The sequence below is a fragment of the Gemmatimonadaceae bacterium genome (assembly GCA_037721215.1).
Taxonomy (GTDB): domain Bacteria; phylum Gemmatimonadota; class Gemmatimonadetes; order Gemmatimonadales; family Gemmatimonadaceae; genus UBA4720.
Genome location: JBBJNV010000004.1, coordinates 61,608 through 86,597, shown reverse-complemented (window position 1 = coordinate 86,597; position 24,990 = coordinate 61,608). Strand labels below are relative to the sequence as shown.

The 24,990-nt window shown below is 61.1% G+C and carries 26 protein-coding genes; 19 read left to right on the top strand and 7 right to left on the bottom strand.

Features of this window, described 5'->3' with window-relative positions; genetic code table 11:
* Positions 1-43: 43 nt before the first annotated feature.
* From WKF55_03030 to WKF55_02975, 12 genes are all read left to right on the top strand, one after another.
* A complete protein-coding gene (locus WKF55_03030) occupies positions 44-1,027 on the top strand; it encodes a DUF3224 domain-containing protein (GenBank protein ID MEJ7758549.1) in 984 nt (327 codons plus the stop codon).
* Positions 1,028-1,165: 138 nt separating this feature from the next.
* Entirely contained in the window at positions 1,166-1,753 is a 588-nt protein-coding gene (locus WKF55_03025; protein MEJ7758548.1) for a hypothetical protein, read from the top strand.
* A gap of 25 nt (positions 1,754-1,778) precedes the next feature.
* The gene (locus WKF55_03020) at positions 1,779-2,480 is read left to right on the top strand and encodes a pseudouridine synthase (GenBank protein ID MEJ7758547.1); all 702 of its coding nucleotides are present in this window, start codon (positions 1,779-1,781) and stop codon (positions 2,478-2,480) included.
* A gap of 50 nt (positions 2,481-2,530) precedes the next feature.
* Complete coding sequence (locus tag WKF55_03015) at positions 2,531-3,553, top strand: peptidoglycan DD-metalloendopeptidase family protein (GenBank protein MEJ7758546.1); 1,023 nt, start codon at positions 2,531-2,533, stop codon at positions 3,551-3,553.
* Positions 3,554-3,628: 75 nt separating this feature from the next.
* Positions 3,629-3,811, top strand: coding sequence for a hypothetical protein (locus WKF55_03010; GenBank protein MEJ7758545.1), 183 nt, complete (start codon positions 3,629-3,631; stop codon positions 3,809-3,811).
* A 124-nt stretch (positions 3,812-3,935) separates the two neighbouring features.
* Entirely contained in the window at positions 3,936-4,448 is a 513-nt protein-coding gene (locus WKF55_03005) for a polymer-forming cytoskeletal protein (protein MEJ7758544.1), read from the top strand.
* Between the two features lie 170 nt (positions 4,449-4,618).
* Positions 4,619-4,819 carry a hypothetical protein gene (locus WKF55_03000; protein MEJ7758543.1) on the top strand — a complete coding sequence of 67 codons (201 nt, stop codon included), beginning with the start codon at positions 4,619-4,621 and terminating at the stop codon, positions 4,817-4,819.
* Entirely contained in the window at positions 4,816-6,132 is a 1,317-nt protein-coding gene (locus WKF55_02995; protein MEJ7758542.1) for a sorbosone dehydrogenase family protein, read from the top strand. The genes WKF55_03000 and WKF55_02995 overlap by 4 nt, the downstream gene beginning before the upstream one ends.
* Positions 6,133-6,137: 5 nt before the next feature.
* A complete protein-coding gene (locus WKF55_02990; protein MEJ7758541.1) occupies positions 6,138-7,325 on the top strand; it encodes a P1 family peptidase in 1,188 nt (395 codons plus the stop codon).
* Between the two features lie 48 nt (positions 7,326-7,373).
* Complete coding sequence (locus WKF55_02985) at positions 7,374-8,948, top strand: SDR family oxidoreductase (GenBank protein ID MEJ7758540.1); 1,575 nt, start codon at positions 7,374-7,376, stop codon at positions 8,946-8,948.
* A gap of 19 nt (positions 8,949-8,967) precedes the next feature.
* Positions 8,968-10,584, top strand: coding sequence for a D-aminoacylase (locus WKF55_02980; protein MEJ7758539.1), 1,617 nt, complete (start codon positions 8,968-8,970; stop codon positions 10,582-10,584).
* Positions 10,585-10,724: 140 nt separating this feature from the next.
* The gene (locus tag WKF55_02975; GenBank protein ID MEJ7758538.1) at positions 10,725-11,168 is read left to right on the top strand and encodes a hypothetical protein; all 444 of its coding nucleotides are present in this window, start codon (positions 10,725-10,727) and stop codon (positions 11,166-11,168) included.
* A 41-nt stretch (positions 11,169-11,209) separates the two neighbouring features.
* On the opposite strand, the gene WKF55_02970 is transcribed toward WKF55_02975, so the two are convergent.
* Together WKF55_02970 and WKF55_02965 are read right to left on the bottom strand one after the other, a co-directional pair.
* Complete coding sequence (locus WKF55_02970; protein ID MEJ7758537.1) at positions 11,210-11,869, bottom strand: SHOCT domain-containing protein; 660 nt, start codon at positions 11,867-11,869, stop codon at positions 11,210-11,212.
* Between the two features lie 141 nt (positions 11,870-12,010).
* On the bottom strand, positions 12,011-12,643 hold the full coding sequence (locus tag WKF55_02965; protein MEJ7758536.1) for a hypothetical protein: 633 nt from the start codon (positions 12,641-12,643) through the stop codon (positions 12,011-12,013).
* A gap of 155 nt (positions 12,644-12,798) precedes the next feature.
* On the opposite strand from WKF55_02965, the gene WKF55_02960 reads away from it, so the two are divergent.
* The 6 genes from WKF55_02960 to WKF55_02935 all read left to right on the top strand — a co-directional run bounded on the left by WKF55_02960 (position 12,799) and on the right by WKF55_02935 (position 19,310).
* A complete protein-coding gene (locus tag WKF55_02960; GenBank protein ID MEJ7758535.1) occupies positions 12,799-13,884 on the top strand; it encodes an endonuclease/exonuclease/phosphatase family protein in 1,086 nt (361 codons plus the stop codon).
* A gap of 51 nt (positions 13,885-13,935) precedes the next feature.
* Entirely contained in the window at positions 13,936-15,846 is a 1,911-nt protein-coding gene (locus WKF55_02955; GenBank protein MEJ7758534.1) for a M1 family metallopeptidase, read from the top strand.
* A 24-nt stretch (positions 15,847-15,870) separates the two neighbouring features.
* Positions 15,871-16,713 carry a lysophospholipase gene (locus tag WKF55_02950; protein MEJ7758533.1) on the top strand — a complete coding sequence of 281 codons (843 nt, stop codon included), beginning with the start codon at positions 15,871-15,873 and terminating at the stop codon, positions 16,711-16,713.
* A gap of 236 nt (positions 16,714-16,949) precedes the next feature.
* Positions 16,950-17,354, top strand: coding sequence for a four helix bundle protein (locus tag WKF55_02945; protein ID MEJ7758532.1), 405 nt, complete (start codon positions 16,950-16,952; stop codon positions 17,352-17,354).
* Positions 17,355-17,518: 164 nt separating this feature from the next.
* A complete protein-coding gene (locus tag WKF55_02940; GenBank protein MEJ7758531.1) occupies positions 17,519-18,574 on the top strand; it encodes a low specificity L-threonine aldolase in 1,056 nt (351 codons plus the stop codon).
* A 28-nt stretch (positions 18,575-18,602) separates the two neighbouring features.
* The gene (locus tag WKF55_02935; GenBank protein ID MEJ7758530.1) at positions 18,603-19,310 is read left to right on the top strand and encodes an SDR family oxidoreductase; all 708 of its coding nucleotides are present in this window, start codon (positions 18,603-18,605) and stop codon (positions 19,308-19,310) included.
* 12 nt (positions 19,311-19,322) lie between these two features.
* On the opposite strand, the gene WKF55_02930 is transcribed toward WKF55_02935, so the two are convergent.
* The 3 genes from WKF55_02930 to WKF55_02920 are packed head-to-tail and all read right to left on the bottom strand — an operon-like array spanning position 19,323 to position 22,134.
* Complete coding sequence (locus tag WKF55_02930; protein ID MEJ7758529.1) at positions 19,323-20,024, bottom strand: phosphatase PAP2 family protein; 702 nt, start codon at positions 20,022-20,024, stop codon at positions 19,323-19,325.
* 34 nt (positions 20,025-20,058) lie between these two features.
* Positions 20,059-20,685: a cytidylate kinase-like family protein gene (locus WKF55_02925; protein ID MEJ7758528.1), complete on the bottom strand. Its 627-nt coding sequence runs from the start codon at positions 20,683-20,685 to the stop codon at positions 20,059-20,061.
* A complete protein-coding gene (locus tag WKF55_02920; GenBank protein ID MEJ7758527.1) occupies positions 20,686-22,134 on the bottom strand; it encodes a magnesium chelatase in 1,449 nt (482 codons plus the stop codon).
* A gap of 242 nt (positions 22,135-22,376) precedes the next feature.
* On the opposite strand from WKF55_02920, the gene WKF55_02915 reads away from it, so the two are divergent.
* Positions 22,377-22,592, top strand: a complete 216-nt coding sequence (locus tag WKF55_02915) for a hypothetical protein (protein MEJ7758526.1) — start codon at positions 22,377-22,379, stop codon at positions 22,590-22,592.
* A gap of 31 nt (positions 22,593-22,623) precedes the next feature.
* On the opposite strand, the gene WKF55_02910 is transcribed toward WKF55_02915, so the two are convergent.
* On the bottom strand, positions 22,624-23,622 hold the full coding sequence (locus tag WKF55_02910; protein ID MEJ7758525.1) for a hypothetical protein: 999 nt from the start codon (positions 23,620-23,622) through the stop codon (positions 22,624-22,626).
* A gap of 32 nt (positions 23,623-23,654) precedes the next feature.
* Positions 23,655-24,989: a (Fe-S)-binding protein gene (locus WKF55_02905; protein ID MEJ7758524.1), complete on the bottom strand. Its 1,335-nt coding sequence runs from the start codon at positions 24,987-24,989 to the stop codon at positions 23,655-23,657.
* Between the last annotated feature and the right edge of the window lies 1 nt (position 24,990).

Below are 24,990 nucleotides of genomic sequence, written 5' to 3'. Positions count from 1 at the left end.
GTATCCCGCTGCGGCGTTGTTGCTGGGAGGTTGCAACGCACGTATGGCTCCTCCGGCCGGAATGCCCGATGGGGTGCACTACATCTCCCGCGCTGAGTGGGGTGCACGGGCACCAGTGCTGCCAATGCGCAGCCATGTGCCTGTCCGCATCACAATCCATCATACCGGCGTTGCGCAAGACACCAGTCGCACCGTTGAAGCCAAGCTGCGCGGACTTCAGGCTTTTTCACAGCGCGACGACTCTCTTGCCAGCGGCCGGCGCAAGCAGGCGTGGGCGGATGTCCCGTATCACTACTACGTGGCCGTAGATGGTTCGGTTGCCGAGGGACGCGAGTGGCGGTATGTGGGTGATTCGAATACGCCGTATGATCCGACTGGTCATCTGCTTATCGTGGTCGAAGGGAACTTCGAGAATGACACACTATCGTCTGCCCAGCGGAAAACTCTGGGTGCTCTAATCCCGGGCCAGGCGCGCCGATTCGGCATTCCGCCGGATTCACTCGCTGCCCACCGCGATTACGCACAGACGTCGTGTCCCGGCAGATCGCTGTATGCAGAGCTTCCCCGCCTGCGCGGTCTTATCCCGATAGTCGCCAACATGGAGAAAAAAGGAATGGTGATCCACGCAGCCGGCACGTTCGAGGTGAAACTCAAGGCGCAGGCAGCCGACGACTATGCAGACGTTGCCAGCCTCGGCAGAATGTCAATCGACAAACAGTTTCGCGGCGATCTGGAAGGAGTCAGCAAAGGCCAGATGCTCACGGCGATGACGGCCATCGAAGGCTCCGCGGGCTACGTCGCAATCGAGCGGGTGACAGGAACGCTTCATGGCCGCACTGGCAGCTTCGTGTTGCAGCACAATGGGACGATGACGCGAAGCGCCCCGCAGTTGCTCATTGCGGTTGTGCCTGACTCGGGAACCGGGGAGTTGACGGGACTGGCCGGGACAATGACAATCGACATTGCCAACGGAAAGCATTCGTATGGCTTCGACTATTCGCTCGCTGGTGGAGTGAAACAGCCGTGACGGTCGCAGCGTAGTTTGAGCATAGGCACCCGACGAATTCCCGAACCACCTCCGACGGTCATGCAAAATTCTTCAGCACCGGAACAAGCTCCAGCCCTCCCGCAGCCACCAGCCCCCCCGCAGCCACCAGCAGCCGCCGTGGAAGCAGCGCCTTCCGCGACTCTGGTATACCGGGCCGCAACCGCGCAGCGGGACGAGCTCCAGGGCCAGCTGCGGAGTCTCGTGGAACAGCGTCATGGCCTCCTGAGGGAACTTGAAGATCATGGTACCGTGCCGGGCCAGGCGAGCTCGGGAATGCAGCAGCGCATCGGCCAGATCGACCTGAGGATTGCCGATGTCGACAAGGCGATCGTTGCGGCCGATCTGCAGGTCGCTCGTGCCGCGTCGATACCGGGTGCGGTCACGATCGAACCACCGACGATGAGAGACGGGCCTCCCCGGGAAGCGTTGTTCGCCGGCGGCACTTTGCTCCTGTTGCTCGCAGTGATGGTTCCCATCTCGATTGCCTACGCGCGCAGGATCTGGCGAAAAAACGTTGCCGGGGTAACCGAGTTGCCACGCGAGCTCATTGAGAGATTTTCCAGGCTCGAACAGACCAGCGAGGCAACGGCGCTGGAAGTAGAGCGGATTGGCGAAGGCCAGAGATTCGTGACGCGGCTCATGACCGAACGAGCGGATCGTGCGCTTTCTGACGCCGTGGGCGTCAGGTCTCCCGACGGGAGCTGAACCGCGGACGTCAAAGGAGCGGATCGTGAAGCTCGTCAGGTATATCGCAAATCTCGGTTACGGCAGCAGGCGCGACGTGACGAACATGTTGCGGGAAGGCAAGGTGAAACTGAGAGACGGCAGCTTTGCGAAAGAGGGGGACTTCCCAAGTCACGAGGACCTGCTGATTGACGGCAAACCACTCGACCCTGCGCCTGGCGCACTGATCATGCTCAACAAGCCGGCCGGCTACGTCTGCTCGGCGAGAGAGGCGAGCACGCTCATTTATGAATTGATGCCGCCGCGGTTTCACGTGCGATCCCCGGCGATGTCGCCCGCGGGAAGGCTCGACCGCGATACGTCGGGACTGCTGTTGCTCACTGACGATGGTCAGCTCAATCATCGAATCACATCGCCACGCAACCATCTTCCACGGGTGTATGACGTACGTCTCTCCCAGCATCTGAGAGGCGACGAAGCAGCGACCTTCGCCAGTGGCGCAATGGTTCTCGAGTCAGACAGAACACCGCTCAAACCGGCGACGCTCGAAATACTTGACACCCGCCATGTGCGGATCACACTGACTGAAGGCCGGTATCATCAGGTACGCAGAATGTTCGCCGCGGTCGGCAATCATGTGGAGGCGTTACATCGCTTCGCGATTGGCGGATTGAAGCTTGGGCCTCTGCCCGAAGGCAGCTGGCGAGTCGTCGAAATAAGGGAACGCATACAATTACTGGGATTCTGACTGTTGACGAGCAAGGGTGATACGAGGGTGGTGGCGACGGGAGTGTCTCCATGATTGGCTGCATTGCCAGCCGCGTTGCTGTTTGCCTGATGGCGGCTGGCGTCGCGGATGCGCAGGAGACGGCACAACACTCCCGGCCGGCGCGTTCGGGACAGACTTCGATCACCACCCTTCCGTCGCGTCCGCAGCCCGGATCGATCGTGAGAGTGGCGGTGGTTGGCTCGCAGGAGCAGTCCGATCCGATTGTTGGAGTCAGCGGATCGATGGCGGGCGAGCCCCTTCATTTCATGAGCGCGACGGGGGGAACGTGGCGTGCCATCGGCGGCGTTCCTGTCGATGCGTCCGACAGTGTGGTTGTGCGCGCGATCTTGACGCACGTTTCCGGAAGGCTGGACACGGTGCTCGCGAAGGTGACCCTGCCCCGGCCGCCCGCCACTACCGCCGGCCGCCGGCGCCAGTTGTCGGTTTCGTCGAAATTCACTCAGCCGCCTGACGCTGCCACTGAAGCGCGAATTTCGCGCGAGAGTGCGCGCGCGCGCGCCGTTGGCCGCCTGTCTCACGACACCGCGCCCCTGTGGACAGCGCGGTTTCTGCGGCCACGCGAATCGGCGATCACGAGCCAGTTCGGATCGGGCAGACTGTTCAACGGAAGTGTGACGAGCCGGCATCTCGGCGTGGATTTTCGTGGGGCGGTGGGGGAGCCGGTGCACGCGGCGAATCGTGGAGTGGTTGCGCTGGTCGATCACTTCTTTCTGGCCGGGGGGGTCGTATACATCGACCACGGCGGCGGTTTGGTGACCGGATACTTTCATTTGAGCAGGACTATAGTTGCTGCGGGCGACACTGTTGAGCGGGGTCAGAAAATTGGTCTCGTCGGTGCCAGCGGTCGCGTCACCGGCCCGCACCTTCACTGGAGTGCCCGCTACGGCGAACACGCCATAAATCCCCTTGATTTGATCGGCCTCGAAACGGAGTGGTACAGCGGAGTCAGCCGCAGCGCGGATTCCCTCGATGCGAGTGCCGTTCGGAGGCCAGTCGGCTCCCGTACGGCGGCGGGTGCTTCGCGCGACTAAGTTGTTCTTGTCACGCGACTGTGTGACGCCCTGCTCGTCGCACCCCTGTACGCCCACTCGATCGGAGCCGCGCCATTGCCGAAGAAACCCAATTACGATTTTGAGAAACGCAGAAAGGAGCTGGATCGCAAGAAAAAGAAAGAGACGAAACGTGAAGAGCGGCTACAGCGCGGACACGACGAGACGACTGACGATCAGGGTGAACCATCGCAACAAACTTCCCGGGACGGCCTTGCTGGAACCGAGGGCCACGTCTAGGTGCGGCGGAGGCAAATGCTGACGACGACTAGCCCGCCCGCGTGAAGCGTCTATCTTGAACGGGTAACGGCGGAACGCCGGCCCGGCATCCCGCAGTCCTTTCGCTATCAGACAGGAATTCACCATGGCTATCTGGAAGGAACAGAACACCGTCAACAAGGACTTGGCATCCACGCCGCTCGATCGACCTGCCGTCAGGGAACCGGAAATGCGCACCGACACGCAGCAGACCCATGACACGCCCCGCCGGCCATCGGCATCCAGAGAGACGAAGGAATCGGTCATTGCCGCCGGTCTGACCATCGAGGGCAAGATCGAAGGCGCAGGCCACGTTCGCATCGCCGGAAACTTTCAGGGCGACGTTAACGTCAAGGGAGACCTGACTATCGAGACGGGAGCCAAGCTCACCGGCGGTGTTCGCGCCAGCGCGGTGGTGATTGGTGGCGAGCTCGAGGGGAATATCGATTCGGCGTCCAGAGTTGAGCTTCTCGATTCCGGCGTGCTGAATGGAAATCTCAAGGCCGGCTCACTCACGGTCGCGGCTGGATCCCGCATGCGCGGTCAGGTGGAGTTCGGTTGGGAAGAGAAGAACACATCGAAATCCGACACTAAGACGGAGAGCGGCGCCGCGTCATGAACAGCGCGCGGCCCGCGACACCGGGGACCACCCGCGCCTGCCCGCACTGCAAGGCGACGATTCTTGACAGTGCAATCATTTGTCCGGTCTGTCGGCACCATCTTCGATTCGACCAAAGAGCGTCGGAGAATACCAACCCGAGTTTTCCGGCGTTGCGAGTGGAGGGCACGATGCGCCATCCGGCGTCCGGCGAAGCGTGGGAGTATTCCATGCTGTTGACTATACGGAACGACAAGGGTGATGAAATCGCCCGCCACGTTGTTGGTGTCGGCGCGATGCTCCCTAACGAGCAACGCACGTTCACACTATCCGTGGACGTGTTCACGCCGGCGGCGCCAAAGGTTCCTGGCGGCAACAGACCGGGCAGGTGACGAGGGCCGTTCTCGCGTTTGTCGGCTCATTGACGATCGCGGGATGCGGCTCGCCGGCACGGTTGCCGGTATCAGCGGGGACGGGGCCCAATCCGGTGCTGCCGCCGCCCGCAACGTCGCTGATTCCGGTCGTGAACGTCGCCACCGCGAAAGGGTGGCCCACCGGTGCAAAACCGGTCGCGAGCAGCGGCACCAGGGTAAATGCGTTCAGCGAAGGCTTGAATCATCCGCGGTGGCTATATGTATTGCCCAACAACGATGTACTCGTCGCCGAAACCAACGCACCGCGGCGGCCGGACGACGCGAAGGGTATCAAGGGCTGGTTCTTCAAATATTTCCAGAAGAAGGCCGGCGGTGCCGTACCAAGCGCAAATCGAATCACGCTGCTGCGGGATGCCAACGGTGACGGAGTCGCGGAGACTCGAACGGTATTTCTTGGAGGTCTGAACTCGCCATTCGGAATGGCCCTGGTTGGCGATGCTTTCTATGTCGCCAACACTGACGCTATCATCCGCTTTCCGTACCGAAGCGGTGAGACAGCCATTACGTCAGCGGGAACAAAGGTGGTCGATCTTCCAGCAGGGCCGCTCAACCATCACTGGACCAAGAACGTGATCGCTTCACCCGATGGCTCCAGGCTTTACGTCGCCATCGGTTCCAACAGCAATGTCGGAGAGAATGGCATTGACCGGGAGGTAAACCGCGCGGAGATATGGGAAATCGACACTGCGACTGGGAGCCGTCGTGTATTTGCCTCGGGTCTCCGCAATCCGGTTGGAATGGCGTGGGATCCCGAACGGGGTGCGCTCTGGACGGCGGTGAACGAGCGCGACGAGCTTGGTGGCGATCTTGTCCCTGACTACATGACGGCCGTTCGCGACGGCGGATTCTATGGATGGCCATACAGTTACTTCGGGCAGAACGTCGATCCGCGGGTGAAACCACAGCGTCCCGATCTGGTCGCTCGCGCGGTGGTGCCGGACTATGCGCTCGGGGCTCACACTGCTTCGCTCGGACTTGTGTGGTCAGGATCGCGAACGCTGCCCGCGCACCTCGCTCGCGGAATGTTCGTGGGCCAGCACGGTTCCTGGAATCGCAAACCCCGAAGCGGGTACAGGGTCGTTTTCGTTCCGTTTGTGAATGGAGTGCCGAGGGGACCGCCGATCGACGTGCTTACAGGGTTTGTAAACGACGGCGGCGATGCGATGGGGCGGCCCACTGGTGTAGCTGTCGATCGCAAGGGCGCATTGCTGGTGGCGGACGATGTCGGCAACGTCGTCTGGAGAGTAGCGGGCTCAGCCGCCGGGCAGTAGCAACGATGCGCCCGGCCGTGGTTGTCCTTGCGTGCGTTGCTGTAACGCTTGCGTGCCTCACTCCTCGAACGCTCCCGGCGCAGGAGGCCCGCGTACGCGCCCGGTCACTTGGTGTTGCGCCCGGAATATTCCGCACCGGCCCCCTCAATTCCATCACTGATGTCACCGGTGTGCTCGTAGGCCATGCGACTGTCATCACGGGCGACTCTGTGCGCACAGGAATAACAGCAATTCTCCCCCACTCGGGAAATCTGTTCTTCGATCGCGTGCCTGCCGCCGTCTACATCGGCAATGCGTATGGCAAGCTGCTGGGATCGACCCAGGTGCGCGAGCTCGGTGAGCTCGAAACGCCAATTCTCCTGACGTGCACTCTCTGTGTCTGGCGGGTGGCGGATGCACTGGCCAGTCAGCTGCTGGCGATGCCGGGCATGGAGCGCGTCGGCTCCATCAATCCCGTTATCGGAGAGACCAATGACGGAACGCTGAACGCTATTCGTTCGCATCCTGTCGGCGTCGATCATGTTCGCGAAGCACTTCGCACCGCGAATGCAGGGGCGGTTGCGGAAGGAAGCGTCGGAGCGGGTACCGGCACCATCGCGTTCGGCTGGAAGGGCGGGATAGGAACATCGTCGCGAATCCTTCCGCGCACGCTCGGCGGCTGGACGATCGGCGTGCTCGTACAGACGAACTTTGGCGGAGTGTTGCAGGTGCTTGGCGCGCCAGTCGGCCGCGAGCTTGGCCGGTATTCGTTCAAGAGGGACGTCGAGGGAGATCGCGGCGACGGCTCAGTGATGATCGTGGTTGCGACCGATGCCCCGATGACGGAGCGAAATCTCGAACGACTCGCCGCCCGCGCAATCATGGGGCTGGCGCGTACCGGTTCGAGCGCGTCGAATGGCTCAGGCGATTATGTAGTGTCGTTCTCTGTTGCGAAGGAAGTCCGCCGAAGCAATGCGCCGCCTGCGACAGTTACAGGTGTCGTGCCCCCGGCGCCCACGTTGCGGACAATCTCTGAACTGTCAAACGACAACACGTCAGCGCTGTTTCAAGCCGTTGTCGAAGCAACCGAGGAAGCGATCTACAATTCACTTTTCATGGCGAAGACGGTAACGAGTCGCGGCCAGACGGTCGACGCAATTCCGCTTGACCGGGTACGCGCCATTCTCGACAAGTACAACATCCGGCGGCGGTAAAATTTTTTTCCCGTCAAGACTTATGGCCACGACCACTTAGTTTCGGTCATGCCCCCAGGACAGAACCGCACACCAGGCGCTGAAGAACCGGCAGGCGCCGCGTTCTCCGAACGTGTCCGCGCCGCGGCCGATCTCCTGGAATCAGTCGCAGACAATCGCGCACTGCTCGCGGAAGTCAGTGAAAACGATCGCAACCGCTTGCTGCGCGCGGCTGGTCATGTCTCACGCCCCGATGCAATCGGCCGGCGTCAGCTGCTGAAAGTCACGCTACGGAAACGCAAGGCGGAACGCGTGGAACGTGAAGAGAGCGTGCTCGCCGAAACAGGCATCCGGAAGCTGCGTCGCGAAACTGTGTTCACGTCGCCCAACGTCTTTCCTCCGCAAGCCCCTGAGCTGCTCGAAACTGCGCACGATACCAGTCTGCGCGAGTCGCTCGACCCGCGGAACTGCTACGTCTGCAAGCGGGACTACTCGGAACTTCATCACTTTTACGACCAGCTTTGCCCGCAGTGCGCCGCTTTCAACTTCGCGAAGCGTAGCGAGCTTGCCGACCTGACGGGGCGCGTTGCGCTGCTCACCGGCGGGCGTGTGAAGATTGGCTACCAGGCGGGCATCAAGTTGCTCCGAGCCGGCGCGCAGTTGATCGTCACCACGCGGTTCCCGCGCGATTCCGCGGCGCGTTACGCTCAAGAGCCTGATTTTGCGGTCTGGCGCGATCGACTTGAAATCTTCGGGATCGATCTCCGACACACCCCCAGTGTCGAGGCGTTTTGCGGTCACTTGCTCGACACCCGTGACCGCCTCGACTTCATAATCAACAATGCGTGCCAGACGGTGCGCCGTCCGCCAGAGTTCTACGAGCACATGATGGCTGGAGAATTTCAGTCAATGAATGAGCTGGCACCGGAAGTGCGCCGGCTGCTCGGGTCCTACGAAGGCCTGCGCGCGTCGAGCATCCTGCCGGAGGGGGAGGAGCTGCCGGCGGTACTCGACCGCGCAGATTCACGGGTTGCAGGATTGACTCATGCGGCGGAAATGTCGCAGGTCCCGCTGCTGTCCGAAGAGCTTGCCAACCGGCCCCACCTGTTTCCTGCAGGCAGACTCGATCAGGATCTTCAGCAGATCGACCTGCGTGACAGAAACTCGTGGCGGCTGATGATGGATGAGGTACCCTCGGTGGAACTGCTCGAAGTGCACCTTGTGAATGCAATTGCTCCATTCATCATCAATGCGCGTCTCAAGCCCCTGATGATCCGCACGCCCGGGCGCGACAAGCACATCGTCAACGTCTCGGCGGTCGAAGGCCAGTTTTACCGAAAGTGGAAGACAACGAGGCATCCGCATACCAACATGGCGAAGGCCGCACTGAACATGATGACGCGCACGTCCGCGGCGGATTATTATGCCGATGGCATCCACATGAACAGTGTCGACACCGGCTGGGTGACGGACGAGGATCCGGCCGACGTTGCGGCTCGCAAGACGGCCGAACATCGCTTTCACCCGCCGCTGGACATTGTCGACGGAGCTGCGCGAATCGTCGATCCGATCGTCGCCGGTGTAAACACCGGCGAACATTTGTGGGGTCAGTTCCTGAAAGACTACGTTCCGACCGATTGGTAGCCACGCCCAGGATTCAACGATGAAGACCACTCGCAGATCCTTTGTCGCAAGCGGCGGAAGCGCGCTGCTCACCGTCGTGGGCGGCCAGGGGTTCTTTCACCTTCGCCCCGATCACGATCTCGTCATTCGAGGCGGCACGCTGTTCGATGGAAGCGGCGCGGAAGGCCGTGACCTCGATCTCGCGATCGACGGCGGGCGCATTGTAAGCATTGGCAAGCGCCTCCGGCTCCGGGGCCGCGATGAGATTGACGCACGTGGACTCTGCGTTTCACCGGGATTCGTCGACATCCATTCGCATGGTGACTCATCGCTCGAGGACGACCCGCGGGCAGAGTCGGTCATCCGGCAGGGAATCACCACGATCGTCACCGGAGCTGACGGAAGTTCGCGTGCAACCGGCGCCGAAGGCAAATCCTTCGCTGCCTTGTTCGAATCGATTGACCGTATGCGACCCGGGCCAAACGTGGCATCGATGGTGGGCCTTGGCTCAATACGGGGCAGTGTTGTCGGGAACGCAGACCGGCCCGCGACGGCAATTGAGATACAGCGAATGACGGCGATGGTTGTCCGGGCGCTGGCCGACGGCGCGTGTGGGGTCTCTTCCGGTCTCGAGTACACGCCCGGCGCATTTGCGTCGCGTGACGAGCTCATTGCGCTCTGCAGGCCCCTTGCCCTGCGGAAGCTTCCGTATGCGACGCACATGCGGAACGAAGACGACCGCCTGCTCGATGCGATCGACGAGTCGATTGCCGTTGCCCGCGGGGCCCGATGCTCCTTGCAGATATCACACCTCAAGACGCAGGGCCCGCGCAACTGGCCGAAGCTGGACGACGCGTTCGCGAGAATTGCCGCAGCGTCTTCCGCGAATGTGGATGTTGCGTTCGACCGGTATCCGTACGTTGCGTATTCAACCGGACTGACCAACCTCTTTCCAGTGTGGAGCCGCGATGGTGGTATCAGCGCGTTTTTCGCTCGCCTGGCGGACCCTGCGGTTGCGCCGCGCGTCAAACGCGAGACCCTTGCAAAAGTCGAGCTTATCGGCGGATGGGACAATGCGCAAATCTCATCGGTACGCACGGCGGACGACCGCGCGGCCGAAGGCAAACGACTCGGCGTATATGCCCGTGCGCTGAGCATCGATCCCTATGAGACGGCCGTAGGGCTGCTGCGAAGGAGCAACGGTGATGTCGGAATGCTTGGCCACGCGATGAGCGAGGAAAATCTGGAGCGGATTCTTTCTCATCCTCTTGGCATGGTATGCAGCGACGGCGGTGGCTTTGCCGTTGACGGCCCTACCCGGCGCGGAAGTCCTCACCCGCGGGGCGCCGGAAGCTTTCCGCGCGTGCTGGGCAGATACGTTCGCGAGCGCAAGGTTCTGAGTCTGCCTGTTGCGATAAGGAAGATGACATCCATGCCTGCGTCGAGAGCGGGACTGGCAAATCGGGGGCGGCTCGCGGTTGGCTCCGCCGGTGATGTCGTAGTCTTCGATCCTGCACGAATTGCCGACACAGCAACGTTCGACGCGCCGTTCCAGTACCCGGTGGGGATCACGGCAGTAGTAGTGAACGGGATCGTCGCGCTGCGCGAAGGCCACCGCAACCCGACCGGCAGCGGGCGAGGATTACGAGCCGGATAGCCTGCCAGACATCATCGACGGCGCGTTCCGCCTGTAGATTTCGCTTCAACGAATGTTTCCGCGGGGCACCCGTCAAGTCCGAGTTCTACCATCTGCGCCGTACGAGCATCAAGGATCTTTCCGCGTTATGCGGCTTCCTCGTGGGATTCCTGGGGTCGGCGCCCTTTGCATGGCGATTCCTCGGCGCACAGCTCGAGGGTGGCGATTTCGTTCGCGGTCTCTGGTTGTTTTTCGGTATTGTGGTCGCCGCAGCCATCATCACCGGTGCCATCGGGCTCGGCGCCGGCATTCTGCTGGGGCAGTTGTGGGAGTGGCTGCACAGGCGCCGGCGGCAGACAGGACAAACGGAAGTCTATGCTGTACTCCCCGGACCGGGATCCGATCAGTTGTCATCCAGACCTGCGGAAGCACCAATGCGGATGTCGCCCGACAGGCCTGCACCGCGTCTGCCGCCAAAATTGCGACTCGTGACACCGCAGTCAGAGGATTCGGAGGACGTTGAACCTGCTGGCCGTCGACCGGTCGGTGATGCGCGTTCAAATGCCGGGCAAGCGCATAAAGATCGCGCCAAGCCGCTCGACTAACCTTGCAGCCGGCGGTCAGAGCGCGTCGGCGCAATGCGGCATCACAATCCGTCGACGATCCGTGCTTTGATGGACTCGTACTCGGCGTCCGTTATGAGGCCGGTGTCGACCATTTCTTTCGCGCGCCTCAAACGTGCCGCCGGGCTGTCCGGAGAAGAGTCACGCGGCGCTGACGGCATGGTCGCGCCGCCCTGCGCTCCGAGCTGGATGCCGCCGGACTTCGCTCTCATCTCGTCGAGATCGCGAATCCGGCGTTTCTCGCGCCATGCCTGTTCCTGCTCCTGACAGACCCGGTAAACCCTGCGCGCCTGCTCCTTTTCAAGCCCCTGATAGATCAACGTTCGGCCCGGCTTGTCGGCGAGCGCCAGATCGGTACCTGCGGCAGCGGTAATCGCGAGGTCGGCGCCGAAGGTTCCCTCGCGCAACCCCGCGTCATGCAGATCCTGCCACCGCACATCCGACGGTGTGTAGCCTCCGAAAAGGTGACGCTCCAGGGCAATGAACCTGCCACTCGTAGCGGCGATTATCAGACGCCGATGAGCCAGTGCAAAAAGCCGTCGCTGAGACGCGTATGCCAACAGCGTTTCGCCTGGGACCAGCAATTCGCGAAGCCGCTCGAGGGCGCCACCGAGCGCTGGATCCTGACTCGGGGAGGGGCCACGGCTGGTCGTGGGTGGCAGAGCAGCTTCGGTTGGTGCCATGGGTTAATCCGGTAAATGACAGCAGGAGCAGGCTCCCTGACGTTCCGCGAGCCGGCGGGCCATGATGGCCGCCGGCTCGCGAATGATAACAGGGTTGGTGACGGCCGGCTTGTCCGCCCGCAGCCGTCTACCGTCCCGGGCCTAGTAGAACTGCCTGAGCTCCACCCGGGCGTTGTTCAGATAGATGCCGTAAAATCGCACGTTGTCTCCAACGCGGAGATTCTGAAACCGGCTGACATCGTTGCGGCTCGCGTTGTACGGAAGCGATACCGTGAGCTGAACGTTGTTATTGGCATCGATTATAAACACTCCATTTGTTGGATCTACACGGCGAACGATGCCCTGAAGCGACTGGACATTGGATGATCCGCCTGTCGCCCCGCCGCCGGTGGTCGAGACTGACCGATTGACCTGCACGAAATCGACATAATACTGATTGCCGTTCGTCTGGATCCGGGCGGTAACCTCGTCGCCGAACTCGAGAGACGTCACCGGATAGTTCTGATCCTGATAAGAGACCCGGGTGCGGTCATCGTAGCTGGCCGTCACGTTCTGGCCATTCGACTGACGAATGGAGAGCTGCTGGTTCCGCGTATCGACTGCCTGAATTGTGCCGGATACCTGGTTCTGCCGATTGCCACCACCGCCCCCACCGCCCCCGCCAAGGACACCGCCAAGGATGCTGCCCAGGCCGCCGCTACTTGAACAGGCGCTCGACACACCGATTATCAGTATTGCGAGGCCACAGCGCGCGACGCTTCGAATTTTCGTCATGGTAGGTTCCTGGTAGAGTTCGCCTGCTGGATGAGTATCTGGATGCCGTACTCCTACACCGGTCACCATCGATTGGTGCGACCCCTTCTTCTTGTGTTGCTCTCCGGTGGCGGCCACTGCACAAAGCCGCGGGGAAAAGTAGCTTAGACGCCACTATGGTCTTCTACGCACTTGCAGTTCTCACTTTCGTACTTGCGGTTTCCACCCTGCTGCCGTTGTCCAGATACGCCGCCTGGTGGGTGCGGGACCTCGACTTTCCCCGGCTGCAGCTCGCCATGGCGCTCGCAGCGATCCTCGTGGCAAGCATCCTTCTGCTCGATTTTTCCGAGCCCAAGGCGTGGATTCTGATCGGCGTCACGACAGCCTGTCTCCTGTATCAGAGCTGGTGGATCGTGCCACACACCCGGATATTCCGGAACGAGGTGAAATGGGCACTTGCGGGAGACCCGGAGAACACAATCCGGCTAATGAATGCCAATGTCCTCGCCCCGAGCCGCGCGGCAGATGCGCTGTTGAAGCTGGTCGGCGAGAATAATCCGGATGTTCTTGTCACGCTTGAAACTGACAAGTGGTGGGAACAGAAGCTTGCGGTGCTTGAGCGCGATTACCCGCACACGATCAAATGCCCCCTTGACAACCTTTACGGCATGCACGTCTACTCCCGATTCCCGCTCCGGAACGCTGCTATTCAGTTTCTTGTGGAGCCCGACATCCCCTCGATGCACGCGGAGCTGATTCTTCCGTCAGGACAAAGCGTCCGCATGCATTTTCTGCATCCTGCGCCGCCCAGTCCAACAGAAAATGAGACTTCGAGTGAGCGGGATGCCGAATTGATGGTCGTGGGCAAGAGCGTGTCGGAAAGCGACACTCCGGTGATTGTCGCGGGCGATCTGAATGACGTCGCGTGGTCGGAGACGACACGCCTCTTCCGCAAAATCAGCGGGTTGCTCGACCCCCGGGTCGGCCGCGGAATGTATAACACCTTCAATGCGCGTCACTGGTTTGCGCGCTGGCCGCTCGACCACATTTTTCACAGTCGGCATTTCACGGTGTCGAGCCTCCAGCGGCTGCCTGACTTTGGATCGGATCATTTCGCGCTTCTGTCAGTACTTGTCTGCGAAAAGGAACGCAGCGCCGAACAACAGGGCCTCGAGGCCGACGCAGACGATCATGCGGAAGCCGATGAAAAAGCGGCAGAACATTCGGTCGATGAGTCCAGGGTCCATGAGCCAGACCGGTGATAGTCAATTGGTTTATAGCGCGGAGGCTCCATCCACTTCCATTTCACTCGCATGAGAATGACAAATTGCTATCCCGCTTTCCGCGGATTGCCGGTCGCGGTTCTGCTCGTGTTTGCGGCGTGCACCGAATCGGCTGACCCACCGGTGAGTGCGCCGGCAGTCGCAGATACCCGCGACACGCATTCCCACGCACAGCCCGCCGAAGCGCGGGTGACTCACGTATCGCTGGATATGATCCCGGATTTCGCCTCGAAACGGATTGCCGCCACCGCGCGACTCAACATAAAGCGCGCGCCATCGGCGGACAGCGTGATTCTCGATATCCGTGACCTCGCTATCAAACGGGTCACAGATTCCCGCGGCACAGCCCTCGGATTCAATAGCGGAGCAGGCCGCGAGTTTGTCGGCTCTGCCCTCGCAATCGCTCTACCGGCGAAGGGCGATACCATTGTGATCGAGTACGAGACCTCACCCTCTGCAGCCGCCGTTCAGTGGCTGGCTCCGGCTCAGACCGCCGGTGGCAAGCTCCCGTTTATGTTCACACAGGGGCAGGCGATTCTGACCCGAAGCTGGATCCCGACACAGGATGGACCGGGACTGAGGCAGACCTACGACGCAGTAATTCATGTGCCGCCGGGGATGCGGGCAGTAATGTCCGCTGCCCATGCGGGCAGCGACGGCGAAAAGGACACGGCAGGCCGTTCAGTGTTTCGATTCCGCATGGACAAACCAATCCCTGCCTATCTCATCGCACTTGCGGTTGGTGACATCGCATTCCGGCCGATAGGCTCGAACACCGGGGTTTATGGTGAGCCGAGCGTCGTGTCGCGCGCGGCGAGCGAGTTCACTGAGGTCGACCAGATGATCGCCGCGGCTGAGAAACTCTACGGTCCCTACAGATGGGGCCGGTACGACATTCTGGTGTTGCCACCCTCGTTTCCCTTTGGAGGCATGGAAAACCCGACTCTGACCTTTGCCACACCCACGATACTGGCCGGCGATCGCTCACTTGTCAGTCTCGTCGCCCACGAGCTGGCCCATTCATGGTCGGGGAATCTGGTGACGAATGCCACGTGGAACGACTTCTGGCTCAACGAGGGATTCACGACGTACATCGAATCGCGCATCATGGAAGAGCTGCGCGGCAAGCCCTACGCTGACATGCTTCGTGTTCTCGGCAGGCAGGACATGCAGAAGGCGGTCGAGGAAGCAGGCGGGCTGAAGGCGGCTGACACACGGCTCAGCATCGACCTCACCGGCCGGGACCCGGATGATGGAGTGACAGACATCGCCTATGAGAAGGGCGCTGCTTTTCTGCAGACTGTGGAATCCGTGACAGGGCGCCAGCGTCTGGATGCGTTTCTGCGCGACTACTTCGACCACTTCGCATTTCAGCCAATCACTTCCGCGAAAATGGTTGCCTACATGAACGAAAAGCTGTTAAAGCCGGGCGAGGCCGAACGGATCAATCTGCAGGGCTGGATATTCGAGCCCGGTGTTCCTGCCAATATCCCCCCGGTCAGCTCGGAAAAGTTCACCAGCGTTGACGAAAAGGTCGAAGCATGGAAGGCGGGGGGCGCATTGTCCGCGATCAATACTTCCGGATGGTCTACCCAGGAATGGCTGCACTTCCTGCGCGCGCTTCCCGACACTATCGCGGCTCCGCGCCTTGCGGAGCTCGATCGCACTCACAAGCTGACGTCCACTGGGAATAGCGAAGTGCTGTCCGCATGGCTTCAGATTGCGATTCGCAACAAGTACATGCCGGCCTTCGCGGCGCTCGAGAAATTCCTGACTTCCCAGGGACGGAGAAAATTCCTGGCGCCCCTGTATACGTCGCTGGCCAAAACCGACTGGGGACGGACAATGGCGATGGACATCTATCGGCGGGCAAGGCCCACATATCATTCCGTCGCGGTGACGACCATCGATGGAATTCTCAAGTGGAAAGAGGCGGGCTGACGCCAGGGGACAGGGTGAAATCTCTTGAAGCATGAGAACCAGGAGTTCTCCGGGGGCGGTGGCCTCAGATTGCAGGCCCAGTCGTGGGAGCCCCCGAAATCGCCCCGCGCCGCAATAGCCCTTGTCCACGGTATCGGGGAACACTCGGGCCGCTACGCAGATTTAGCCAGCCATCTCGTTCATCACGGATTCGCTGTGCTCGGCTTCGACCATCGGGGACACGGCCGGTCTCCGGGCCGCCGCGGGCACATCGACACGTGGCTGGACTACCGTGAAGATCTGAGGGCGTTCGTTCGTCACTGTACACAGGTCGCCCCGGGTAGCCCACTTTTTCTCTATGGGCACAGCATGGGAGCCCTGATTGCGCTCGATTATGCCATTGCGCACCCCGAAGGTCTGGCGGGACTGATTGTCAGCGGCGTTCCGTTGCAGCCCACCGGCGTGGCGAAGGCTCACCTGGTCGCTATCGCGCGGATTCTGTCGCGCATTGTCCCTGCCTTCTCTATCTCGCTGGGCCTGGACGAGAAAGGAATCTCGCGCGACCCAGCCGTAATCGAAGCGTACCGCCGCGATCCGCTCGTTCACCCACTCGTCAGCATGCGGTGGGGTACCGAGATTCTTGCGACGATCGACCGGGTGCGTTCGCTCGCGGGCACCATAGCGTTACCACTGCTAGTGGTGCACGGGGGTGCCGATCCAATCAACTCGCCCGATGGCAGCAGGGAGCTCCTCGATGCAGCGTCGAGCACCGACAAGAGTCTTCATTTATACCCCGGCGGACTGCACGAACCACACAATGACCTCGACCGGTCACTCGTCTTCCAGGATGTCGAACAGTGGCTGACGCACCGGGTCATCGACGACTGACTCCGAATCGAGATAAATCAACGAGAACGCGGGTAGTGGGTTAGGTATGGGGCCAAAAGCCAGGCTGAGGACACGCTGTCCGCTGACGGCCGGCCCGCTGGCGGCCGTGCGGCTATGTGCGCGGGGACCGTTCGGGTCCACGCCATGAACTTCGTTCCCGCTGATCGTGCGATGATATGGCACCTTGCGCCGCGCGACGATGCTACTGCTCTCGCAGGAGCGCGCGATCTTCGGGTGTGGCAAGGTACAAGAAGCTGGAAGTATGGCAGAAGGCACACGCGCTAGCGCTGAACGTCTACCGCGTGGCCGCTGCGATAAGGGGCGCCCACCATATATCCCTCCGTAGTCAGCTGATCAGAGCGGCAATGTCGATTCCGACGAATATCGTCGAGGGTCGCGGGCAGCAAAGCGAGAAAGAATTTGCGCGCTTTCTCCGTTATTCCATCAGCTCTGCTTCAGAACTCGAATACCACATCACCATCGGGCGCGACATTGGAGTGATTAGCCGGTCGGATTCCGACTCGCTCGTCGACCAGACCGTCCGCGTTCGCAAAATGCTTCACGGCCTTGTGAACCGGATCGCTGAAGGTGCACCGGATTCACAAGTGCGGCGAAAGGATCAACCGGCGGTTGGTTCCTGAGTGATTGAGCCGCCCGGCCGGCGGCGGGCTCGCCGTCAGCGCACCGCGGTAGTTCTCGCCCTTCCCGCTCGGGCGCGAGCGTCCTTACCGCTAAGAGGCCAAAATGACCACTACCAGAACACGAGGAGTGTTGCACCTCGCGCCCTGCCCGGATAGAGTTGGCAATGCACGCTTCAGAACCCTCTCGCCGTCACCTCGCGTCCGACAACTGGTCGGGAGTCCATCCCGAGGTGATTGCGGCAATCGCTGCCGCCAACGTCGGCCACGCGCCCTCGTACGGCAACGATGCCTTGACCGAAAGTGTCTGCCAGAAATTGCGGAATGAGCTGGGGAGCGATGCCGCAGAGGTGTTCTTCGTTTTCAGCGGCACTGCCGCCAACGTCCTCGGTCTGGAAACGCTGGCGCTGCCGTTCAACGCAGTCATTTGCGCCGACACCGCGCACATCCACACTTCTGAATGCGGAGCCGCCGAAAAACATATCGGCTGCAAGTTGCTACCCATTCCGACAACCAACGGGAAAATCGATCAAGACGGCATTGCCCGCCATCTGCACCATTTCGGCAACGAGCATCATGTGCAACCGGCCGCAGTGTCGATTTCGCAGGCGACGGAATACGGGACTGTCTACACGCCGGACGAGATTCAGTTGATTGCGGCGTTTGTGCATCAGCACGGGCTCAGGCTCCATATGGATGGGGCCCGCCTCGCAAACGCGGCGGCTTACCTCGGCGTATCCCTCGCGGAGATCTCCGGAAATGCGGGAGTGGACGTCCTCTCATTCGGGGGAACGAAAAACGGTCTGATCGCCGGGGAAGCAGTTGTGTTTTTCGACGCGTCTCTGGCTCATGGCTTTGCTTTTCGCCGAATGCAGGGAATGCAGCTTTCCTCAAAGATGCGGTTCCTCGCAGCGCAATTCGATGCATTGCTCACCGATGGCCTGTGGCTGCGGAGTGCGACGCATGCGAACCGGATGGCGACGTTGCTGAGCCAGGGGCTTGCCGGCATCAACGGGATACGCGTGACCCAGAAAGTGGAGGCAAACGAAGTCTTCGCAATGCTCCCTCGTGAGCACATAGCGCAATTGCAGGCTGAATGCTTCTTCCACGTCTGGGACGAGGCCACGTCAGAGGCACGGTTCGTGACGTCGTTTGACACGCCCGAGGAAGACATCGAGAGCTTTATTGCCGCGGCAACACGGCTGGAAAGCTCAACGTCATGAGCTTCAATGCCACGCAAAAGGAGGCAAGGTGGATCTGAAGGATGCAAAGGTGCTCGTCACCGGGGGGAGTTCAGGGATCGGCTATGCGACGGCGCGGCTTCTTCGCGATCGCGGTGCTCAGGTGGCAATTTGTGGCCGCAAGGCTGACACAATCGAGCTGGCCGCAGCAGAGCTCGGCGCGACTGGGATCGTCGCTGACGTGTCGAAAGAAGACGATGTGAAACGGATGGTGGAACGGGTCGTGGCCGAGCTGGACGGCTACAATGTGCTCGTCAACAATGCCGGCTTTGGCCACTGGGCGTCGCTTGTAGAAACTACTTCGGCCGACTTCAGGCGCGTGTGGGAAACGAACGTGCTTGGCGCCATGCTGGTCGCGCGCGAGTCTGCCAGGCACTTCATCGCCAGCAATACGGGCAACATCGTCAACATTGCGTCGACCGCGGGGTCGCGGGGGTTTCCCGGCGGAACCACTTACGTCTCGACGAAGTTCGCGCTCAGCGGGATGACGGAGTGCTGGCGGGCTGAGCTGCGGAAAAGCAATGTCCGGGTAATGCAGGTCAATCCATCCGAGGTTCAAACGAGCTTCTTCACTGCTGCAGGCGGAGAGGAACGCCCTGAAAATTCGAGCAAGCTGCTCGCTGACGACGTCGCGGCCCTGATCGCCTCGATGCTCGAGGTCAGCGACCGCGGTTTCATAACTGAAGCGTCAGTCTGGGCGACCAACCCGCACGACTGAGATTGCGCCCGTCTAGGTATTTCCACGCCGCTTTCGCACGCGGGGTGCATAAGTCGTCAGCTCTTTATGCCCGCGACTCCCTGATCGTCTCGATGCAATCTCGTAGCCGGCCGTCGCAGATCCGGCGATAGCAACCGCAGCCAGCCAGCCCGCGATGACATCGGTTGTCCAGTGCCGGTCGTGAATGAGCCGGTCGACTCCCAGTGCCGCGGACAGCACCAGAGCGAGCCCGCCAATTCTTCGACTATCGACCAGTTTTTCGCGCGACAGAACGTAGGCCGAAGTCAGCAGGAATGCAGTGCTGTGCAGGGCGTGCCCGCTCGGAAAGCTGGGCGTAAACGGAGCGCGTCTTCCCGGCGGCGGCGAACGTTTTGGCAGGGCAACATCAAAAATGTGGCTCGCGGCAACGGCTCCCGAAGCAGCCACCGCAACGGTCACCGCAGCAGCGGTCCGATCGTCGTTCCATAATTTTCCCGCGAGAGCCGCGGCCACCGGAAGAACTGCCCATTCCTTTCCAAGGTGGCCAAACCACATGGCACTCGTTCTTGTTTTTTCCCCGTAACGTGGGAGGGCCAACCAAAACCGGAAATCCTGCCGCCATGTCCGGTGTTTGAGCACTTTCCAGGAGAGCAGCCCGAATAGCCCCGCCGCCGTAAGCCCGATTCCTCCAGGCCCAAGTTCAGGCCGACTGCGCATATCCACGGATGAAAGCATGCCCATCCGGCTTCGCGAATTCCGGGCCGCTCCGCTAAGGGCCGAACCGTTCGCGCCAGGCGTGCAGCACGAGGTCCGCGGCACCGCCAATACCCAGCCACTCGGTATTGACGGCCAAGTGATAATTATCGTGCTCTCGCCACGCGCGATTCCAGTGTTTTCGCACCCACTGCTCGCGTTGCGCGTTTGTATTGTCCACGAGCACGGCGGCTTCGTCACCGCCCACTCCATCGCGTTCTATCGACCGTGCAATCAATGCGGCTCTGGGTGCGTAGCAGAACACATGCAGAGCGTCGGTCCGTTCGACAAGCATCGCCTGGGCGCCGCGACCAACGACCACCACCGGGCCGCGGGCGATAGCCTCCTCCATGATGTGTCTGGTCACCTCGACCAGCTGCTCATCGGTTGGCGCGCGCTTCGCCGAGGCGATCGGAGACAGCCATTCCTGGGAACCCGCCGCCATTGTGTCAACGAGCCTCTGCACCAGTGACGGCACCCGTTCCTCGCGAGCAGCAACCTCCGCGCGCGGAACGCCGAGCCGCGCGGCGACTGCGTCTACAACTGTATTATCGAGCAATGACCAATCCAGCCCTCGCGCAACGCGGGCCGCGACCTCTGAACCTCCTGATCCGTAAAGTCGGGAGATCGTGATTATGGGCATTCAGTCCTGATAAGGTCGCCTGCGTTTCTCGTCGAGAGAACGGCCGTACAGCCCGGCATCGCTCCGGGAGATCTTCCGGCGTGCCACCAGCGACTCCAGAATCAGCTCGCAGGCGGCGACAATCACGGGGGTGTCTCCCTTTTCAGCGAGGCCCGTGAGCCCGACCATTGGCAGCAAGGTCGGGACGCTCTCGAACCCTTCGACAACTGCATCCACATGAACGTCGTCAGTTACCTGAAGGGCGCCTCCGGCATCGAACCACATCACGATCTCGTCGGCATTCACTCCACCGGTCCGCTCCTGAAATGTCGCGTCCGCCGCGCGCCGAATGAGCTCGCGGGCAATGTTGTGGCCGCCCACCAGCTCCCCCTCATACTCGAGCTCTATCTTCCCCGTAATGGCAGGCAGGGCGGCATAAATGTCGCCAAGTCTCGGGACGATCTCGGCTTCCCCGGTGATGACAGACCGCCGCTCGGCGTTCGACACAATGTTTTCCATCACTGTAATCGGCATGCGCTGCGAAACCCCTGATCGCCTGTCGATGCGCTTGTCGGTCCGCGCTTCGAACGCAATTCGCTCGACTACTTCGGCGATGAAATCGGGTATGCGAACGGCGGTCGCCTTGCGGTCGGTCCATGCCTCCTGGCCGGTTATGGCCATTCCGATCTCGACAGTCTCCGGATAATGCGTGAGGATCTCACTGCCGATGCGATCTTTTAGAGGAGTGATGATTTTTCCGCGAGCCGTGTAGTCCTCGGGGTTGGCGGTAAAGCAAAGAAGCACATCGAGGGGCAGGCGGACGGGATACCCTTTTATCTGGACATCGCCTTCCTGCATGATGTTGAAGAGGCTCACCTGCACCTTGCCAGCGAGGTCCGGCAACTCGTTCAGGGCAAAGATTCCACGATTTGCGCGCGGCAGCATTCCATAATGAATGGTGAGCTCGTCGGATAGCACGTGCCCTCCGCGCGCTGCGCGAATCGGGTCGACGTCGCCGATGATGTCGGCAACAGTGACATCGGGAGTTGCCAGTTTTTCGACGAACCGGCTGTCACGGTCGAGCCACACGATGGGGGTTGCATCGCCGCACTCGGCCACGAGGTTCTTCGCAAAGCGCGAAATTGGCCGGAAGGGGTTGTCATTCACCTCACTGCCAGCGACGATCGGTATGGCATCGTCGAGCAACGTGGTTAGTGATCGCAGTATCCGGGATTTCGCCTGACCCCGAAGACCGAGAAGAATGAGATTGTGGCGGGACAGAATAGCGTTGACAATCTGCGGCATGACCGTGTCTTCATAGCCAACGACGCCTTCGAACAGCGGGCCGCCCCGGGCCAGACGGTCAAGCAGATTGGCCCTCATCTCGTCCTTCACCGATCGCAACGCGCGCTCAGGTTGTCCCCAGGCCGACCGTTTCAGGGCACCGAACGTTTCTGGATAATGCTGCAAAGCTCTACTCCTGATTGTTGCCTGATGCTGCGGAAAAACGAGCCGACGGGACAGAATTCGGCTGTCGAGCCGCGTGTTATACCCGGGTGTTGCCAAACCGGCCGTGGAGCGTCAGCCCGAATGGCACGCTCTTGACACTCCCATCGGATGCAGTAACTTTTTGGACGCGCCACAAACGAGCACCGCGACTGCGTGCACGGACCGGCGTTTAATCACGTTGGCCCCTACACGGAGAATTTCGTATGAAGCGCATTGCTCTGGCCGTCGCTGTTTTCGCTCTGGCCGCCTGTGCCAAGAACGACGACGCCGCCATGGTTGACACTGGTGCCGCGATGGCCCCAGCGCCGGCTATGATGGACACTGGCATGAAGATGATGGATTCGTCGATGATGATGAAAGATTCGATGATGATGAAGGATTCGATGATGATGAAGGATACCGGGATGATGAAGCGGTAAACCTTCCGCTCGCGGATCAGAAAAGGCGCGACTAACCAGTCGCGCCTTTTTCCTGTGCGGCAATCTGCATCGTACATTCGCCGCCTGCCCACCTCGCATGCAGGGTTGTCCCGGGCCCGACCTCTCGCCGCACCATCGCCAGGGCAACCCCTCCATGGCGCGGTGACATCGCCACGCTTCTCACATCTCCAACGACATTTCCGGCGTCATCGACGAGTTCGGCGTTTGCCGCGGGCAGCGATGCACTGACGAAGTGAAGGCGGCGCAGAAACCGGTTTACATGCCCTCGGAAGTGAACTCGTGCGACGGTCTCCTGACCAGTGTAGCAGCCTTTCGTGTAGGAAATGGCGCCGAGCTCGTCGAAGTTGGCTTCCTGCGGAATGGTGGAGTCGTTGATATCGATACCCCACTCCGGGCGCCCAGCCTCGATGCGCGCAATCTCCCAGGCACTCATCGATCCCGACGTCGCGCCTGCGGCAATGAGGCGGTCGCGAAGAGAATCGGCAGCAGCGATCCCTGCCACAATCTCGAAACCCGGGACGTCGATCTCAGCTACACGCACGACGGTCATGCGATTACCATCGGCGCCCGCAGTTACATGGGAATATGCCGCAAGCGCTCCCAGAACCGCCTCACCGATGCCCGTCGCACTCGCTACAGCCCGAACTGATTTTGGACCGAATACCCCGAAACTGCGGCTTTCCCCGGTGATATCACGGTACGGGGCTACACGTGGATTGACGTACCGGCGCACGATGTCCTGCCATCCCGGACCCGCGCGCGCGGACGTGTCGGTAAGCACATCGGCATCGCCGACAAATATTCTGATGTCGGCGGCAATTTTTCCCTTTGGCGTAAGCGCTGCCGCGTACTGCCCCTGGCCAGCCACAAGGGAACAGACGTCATTGGTGACGAGCCCGGTAATGATCTCGGCGGCCCTCGGTCCCGTGAACCGGATCCGCACTCGCTCGCTGCGATCGACGAGCAGCGAGCCTGAGCGCATCGCCGCGTATTCGCTAGCGTCGGTCATAGTCGCAATTAAACCAGCGACTATGACGAATGCTACTGGGTGGCGGGGCCGCCCGGCTCGGCCATACCGGCGTAGGATGCGTCGAGCAGATCGACCGGGTGGATTGCACGCGCAGCCGACCCTGACCGAAGCAGTCCAGCGCCTATCTGCATCAGGCACCCCGGATTGCCAGTTGCAACGTAGGGAGCACCTGACTCGGCAATGCAGTCGAGTTTCGGGATAAGCACCGCGTCCGATGTTGCAGGCTCGATCAGATTGTAAATGCCGGCGCTGCCGCAGCACTGCTCGGAGTCGCGAAGCGGAGTCAGCTTCAGCTGCGGAATGGCCGCGAGGACAGCGAGCGGCTGAGTCACCACACGCTGCGCGTGCATGAGATGGCAAGGCGCGTCGTAAGTCACAGAAAGCGGCAAGGGACCCCCGGGAACCGGACCGGCTGCCACGAGGAGCTCGCTGACGTCCCTGACACGGGCCGCTACAGCCACCGCCCGTTCACCCCACTCGGCGTCCTCATGCAACAGATGCTGGTACTCTTTCATAATCGCGCCGCAGCCCGCCGAGTTGACCGCTATCAGATCGGCTCCTGATTTTTCGAAGGCAGCGATGTTGCGTCGCGCGAGAGCCCGGGCCGTCTCGAGATCGCCGGCATGGGCATGAAGCGCTCCGCAACAACCCTGGCCGGGAGCATCGACGGTCTCGTATCCATTCACACGCAAAACGCGCTCAGTGGCGCGGTTGGTATCGGTAAAAAGTCCCTCCATTACGCAACCGAGGAGCACCGCCGTTTTTCCTCGCACGCCTCCCGAAGGCGTTAAATACCCTGCACGCTCGAGAGGCGAACCTGCGGAAGCCAGCATCGCCATCGCGAAGCCAAGGCGACCATCGGTTCGGGAGAGCACAGTTGGAATAGGCGTCGCCGCAAGCAGTCTCGAGGCGAACATCACCATGCGAAGCAACATCGGTTGCGCGAAAACCCGAAGTATCATCCGCGCCACGAAAGGCGTCGGCCTGACTTCACGCAAGGTCGCGCGGGTAGCCTCGAGAAGATGTCCGTACGGAACTCCCGAGGGACACGCTGTCTCGCACGCCCGGCAGCCGAGGCAACGGTCGATGTGGGCCTGAACTGATGCGTCTCCCGGCTCGACCGTCCCTTCGAGCAACGACCGCATCAGGAAAATACGGCCGCGCGGGCTCTCGTTCTCATCCTCCAGGGCGAGATAAGTGGGGCATGCCTGTAGACAGAATCCACAGTGAACGCACGCGTTGATTCCCGCCAGCATCCCCTCGAGCGGACTGCCGGGAAGCGCACATGGGGGTACTGAATCAGCGTACGCAGGATCATCGATGACGAACGGTGTGGTTTCAGTCAAA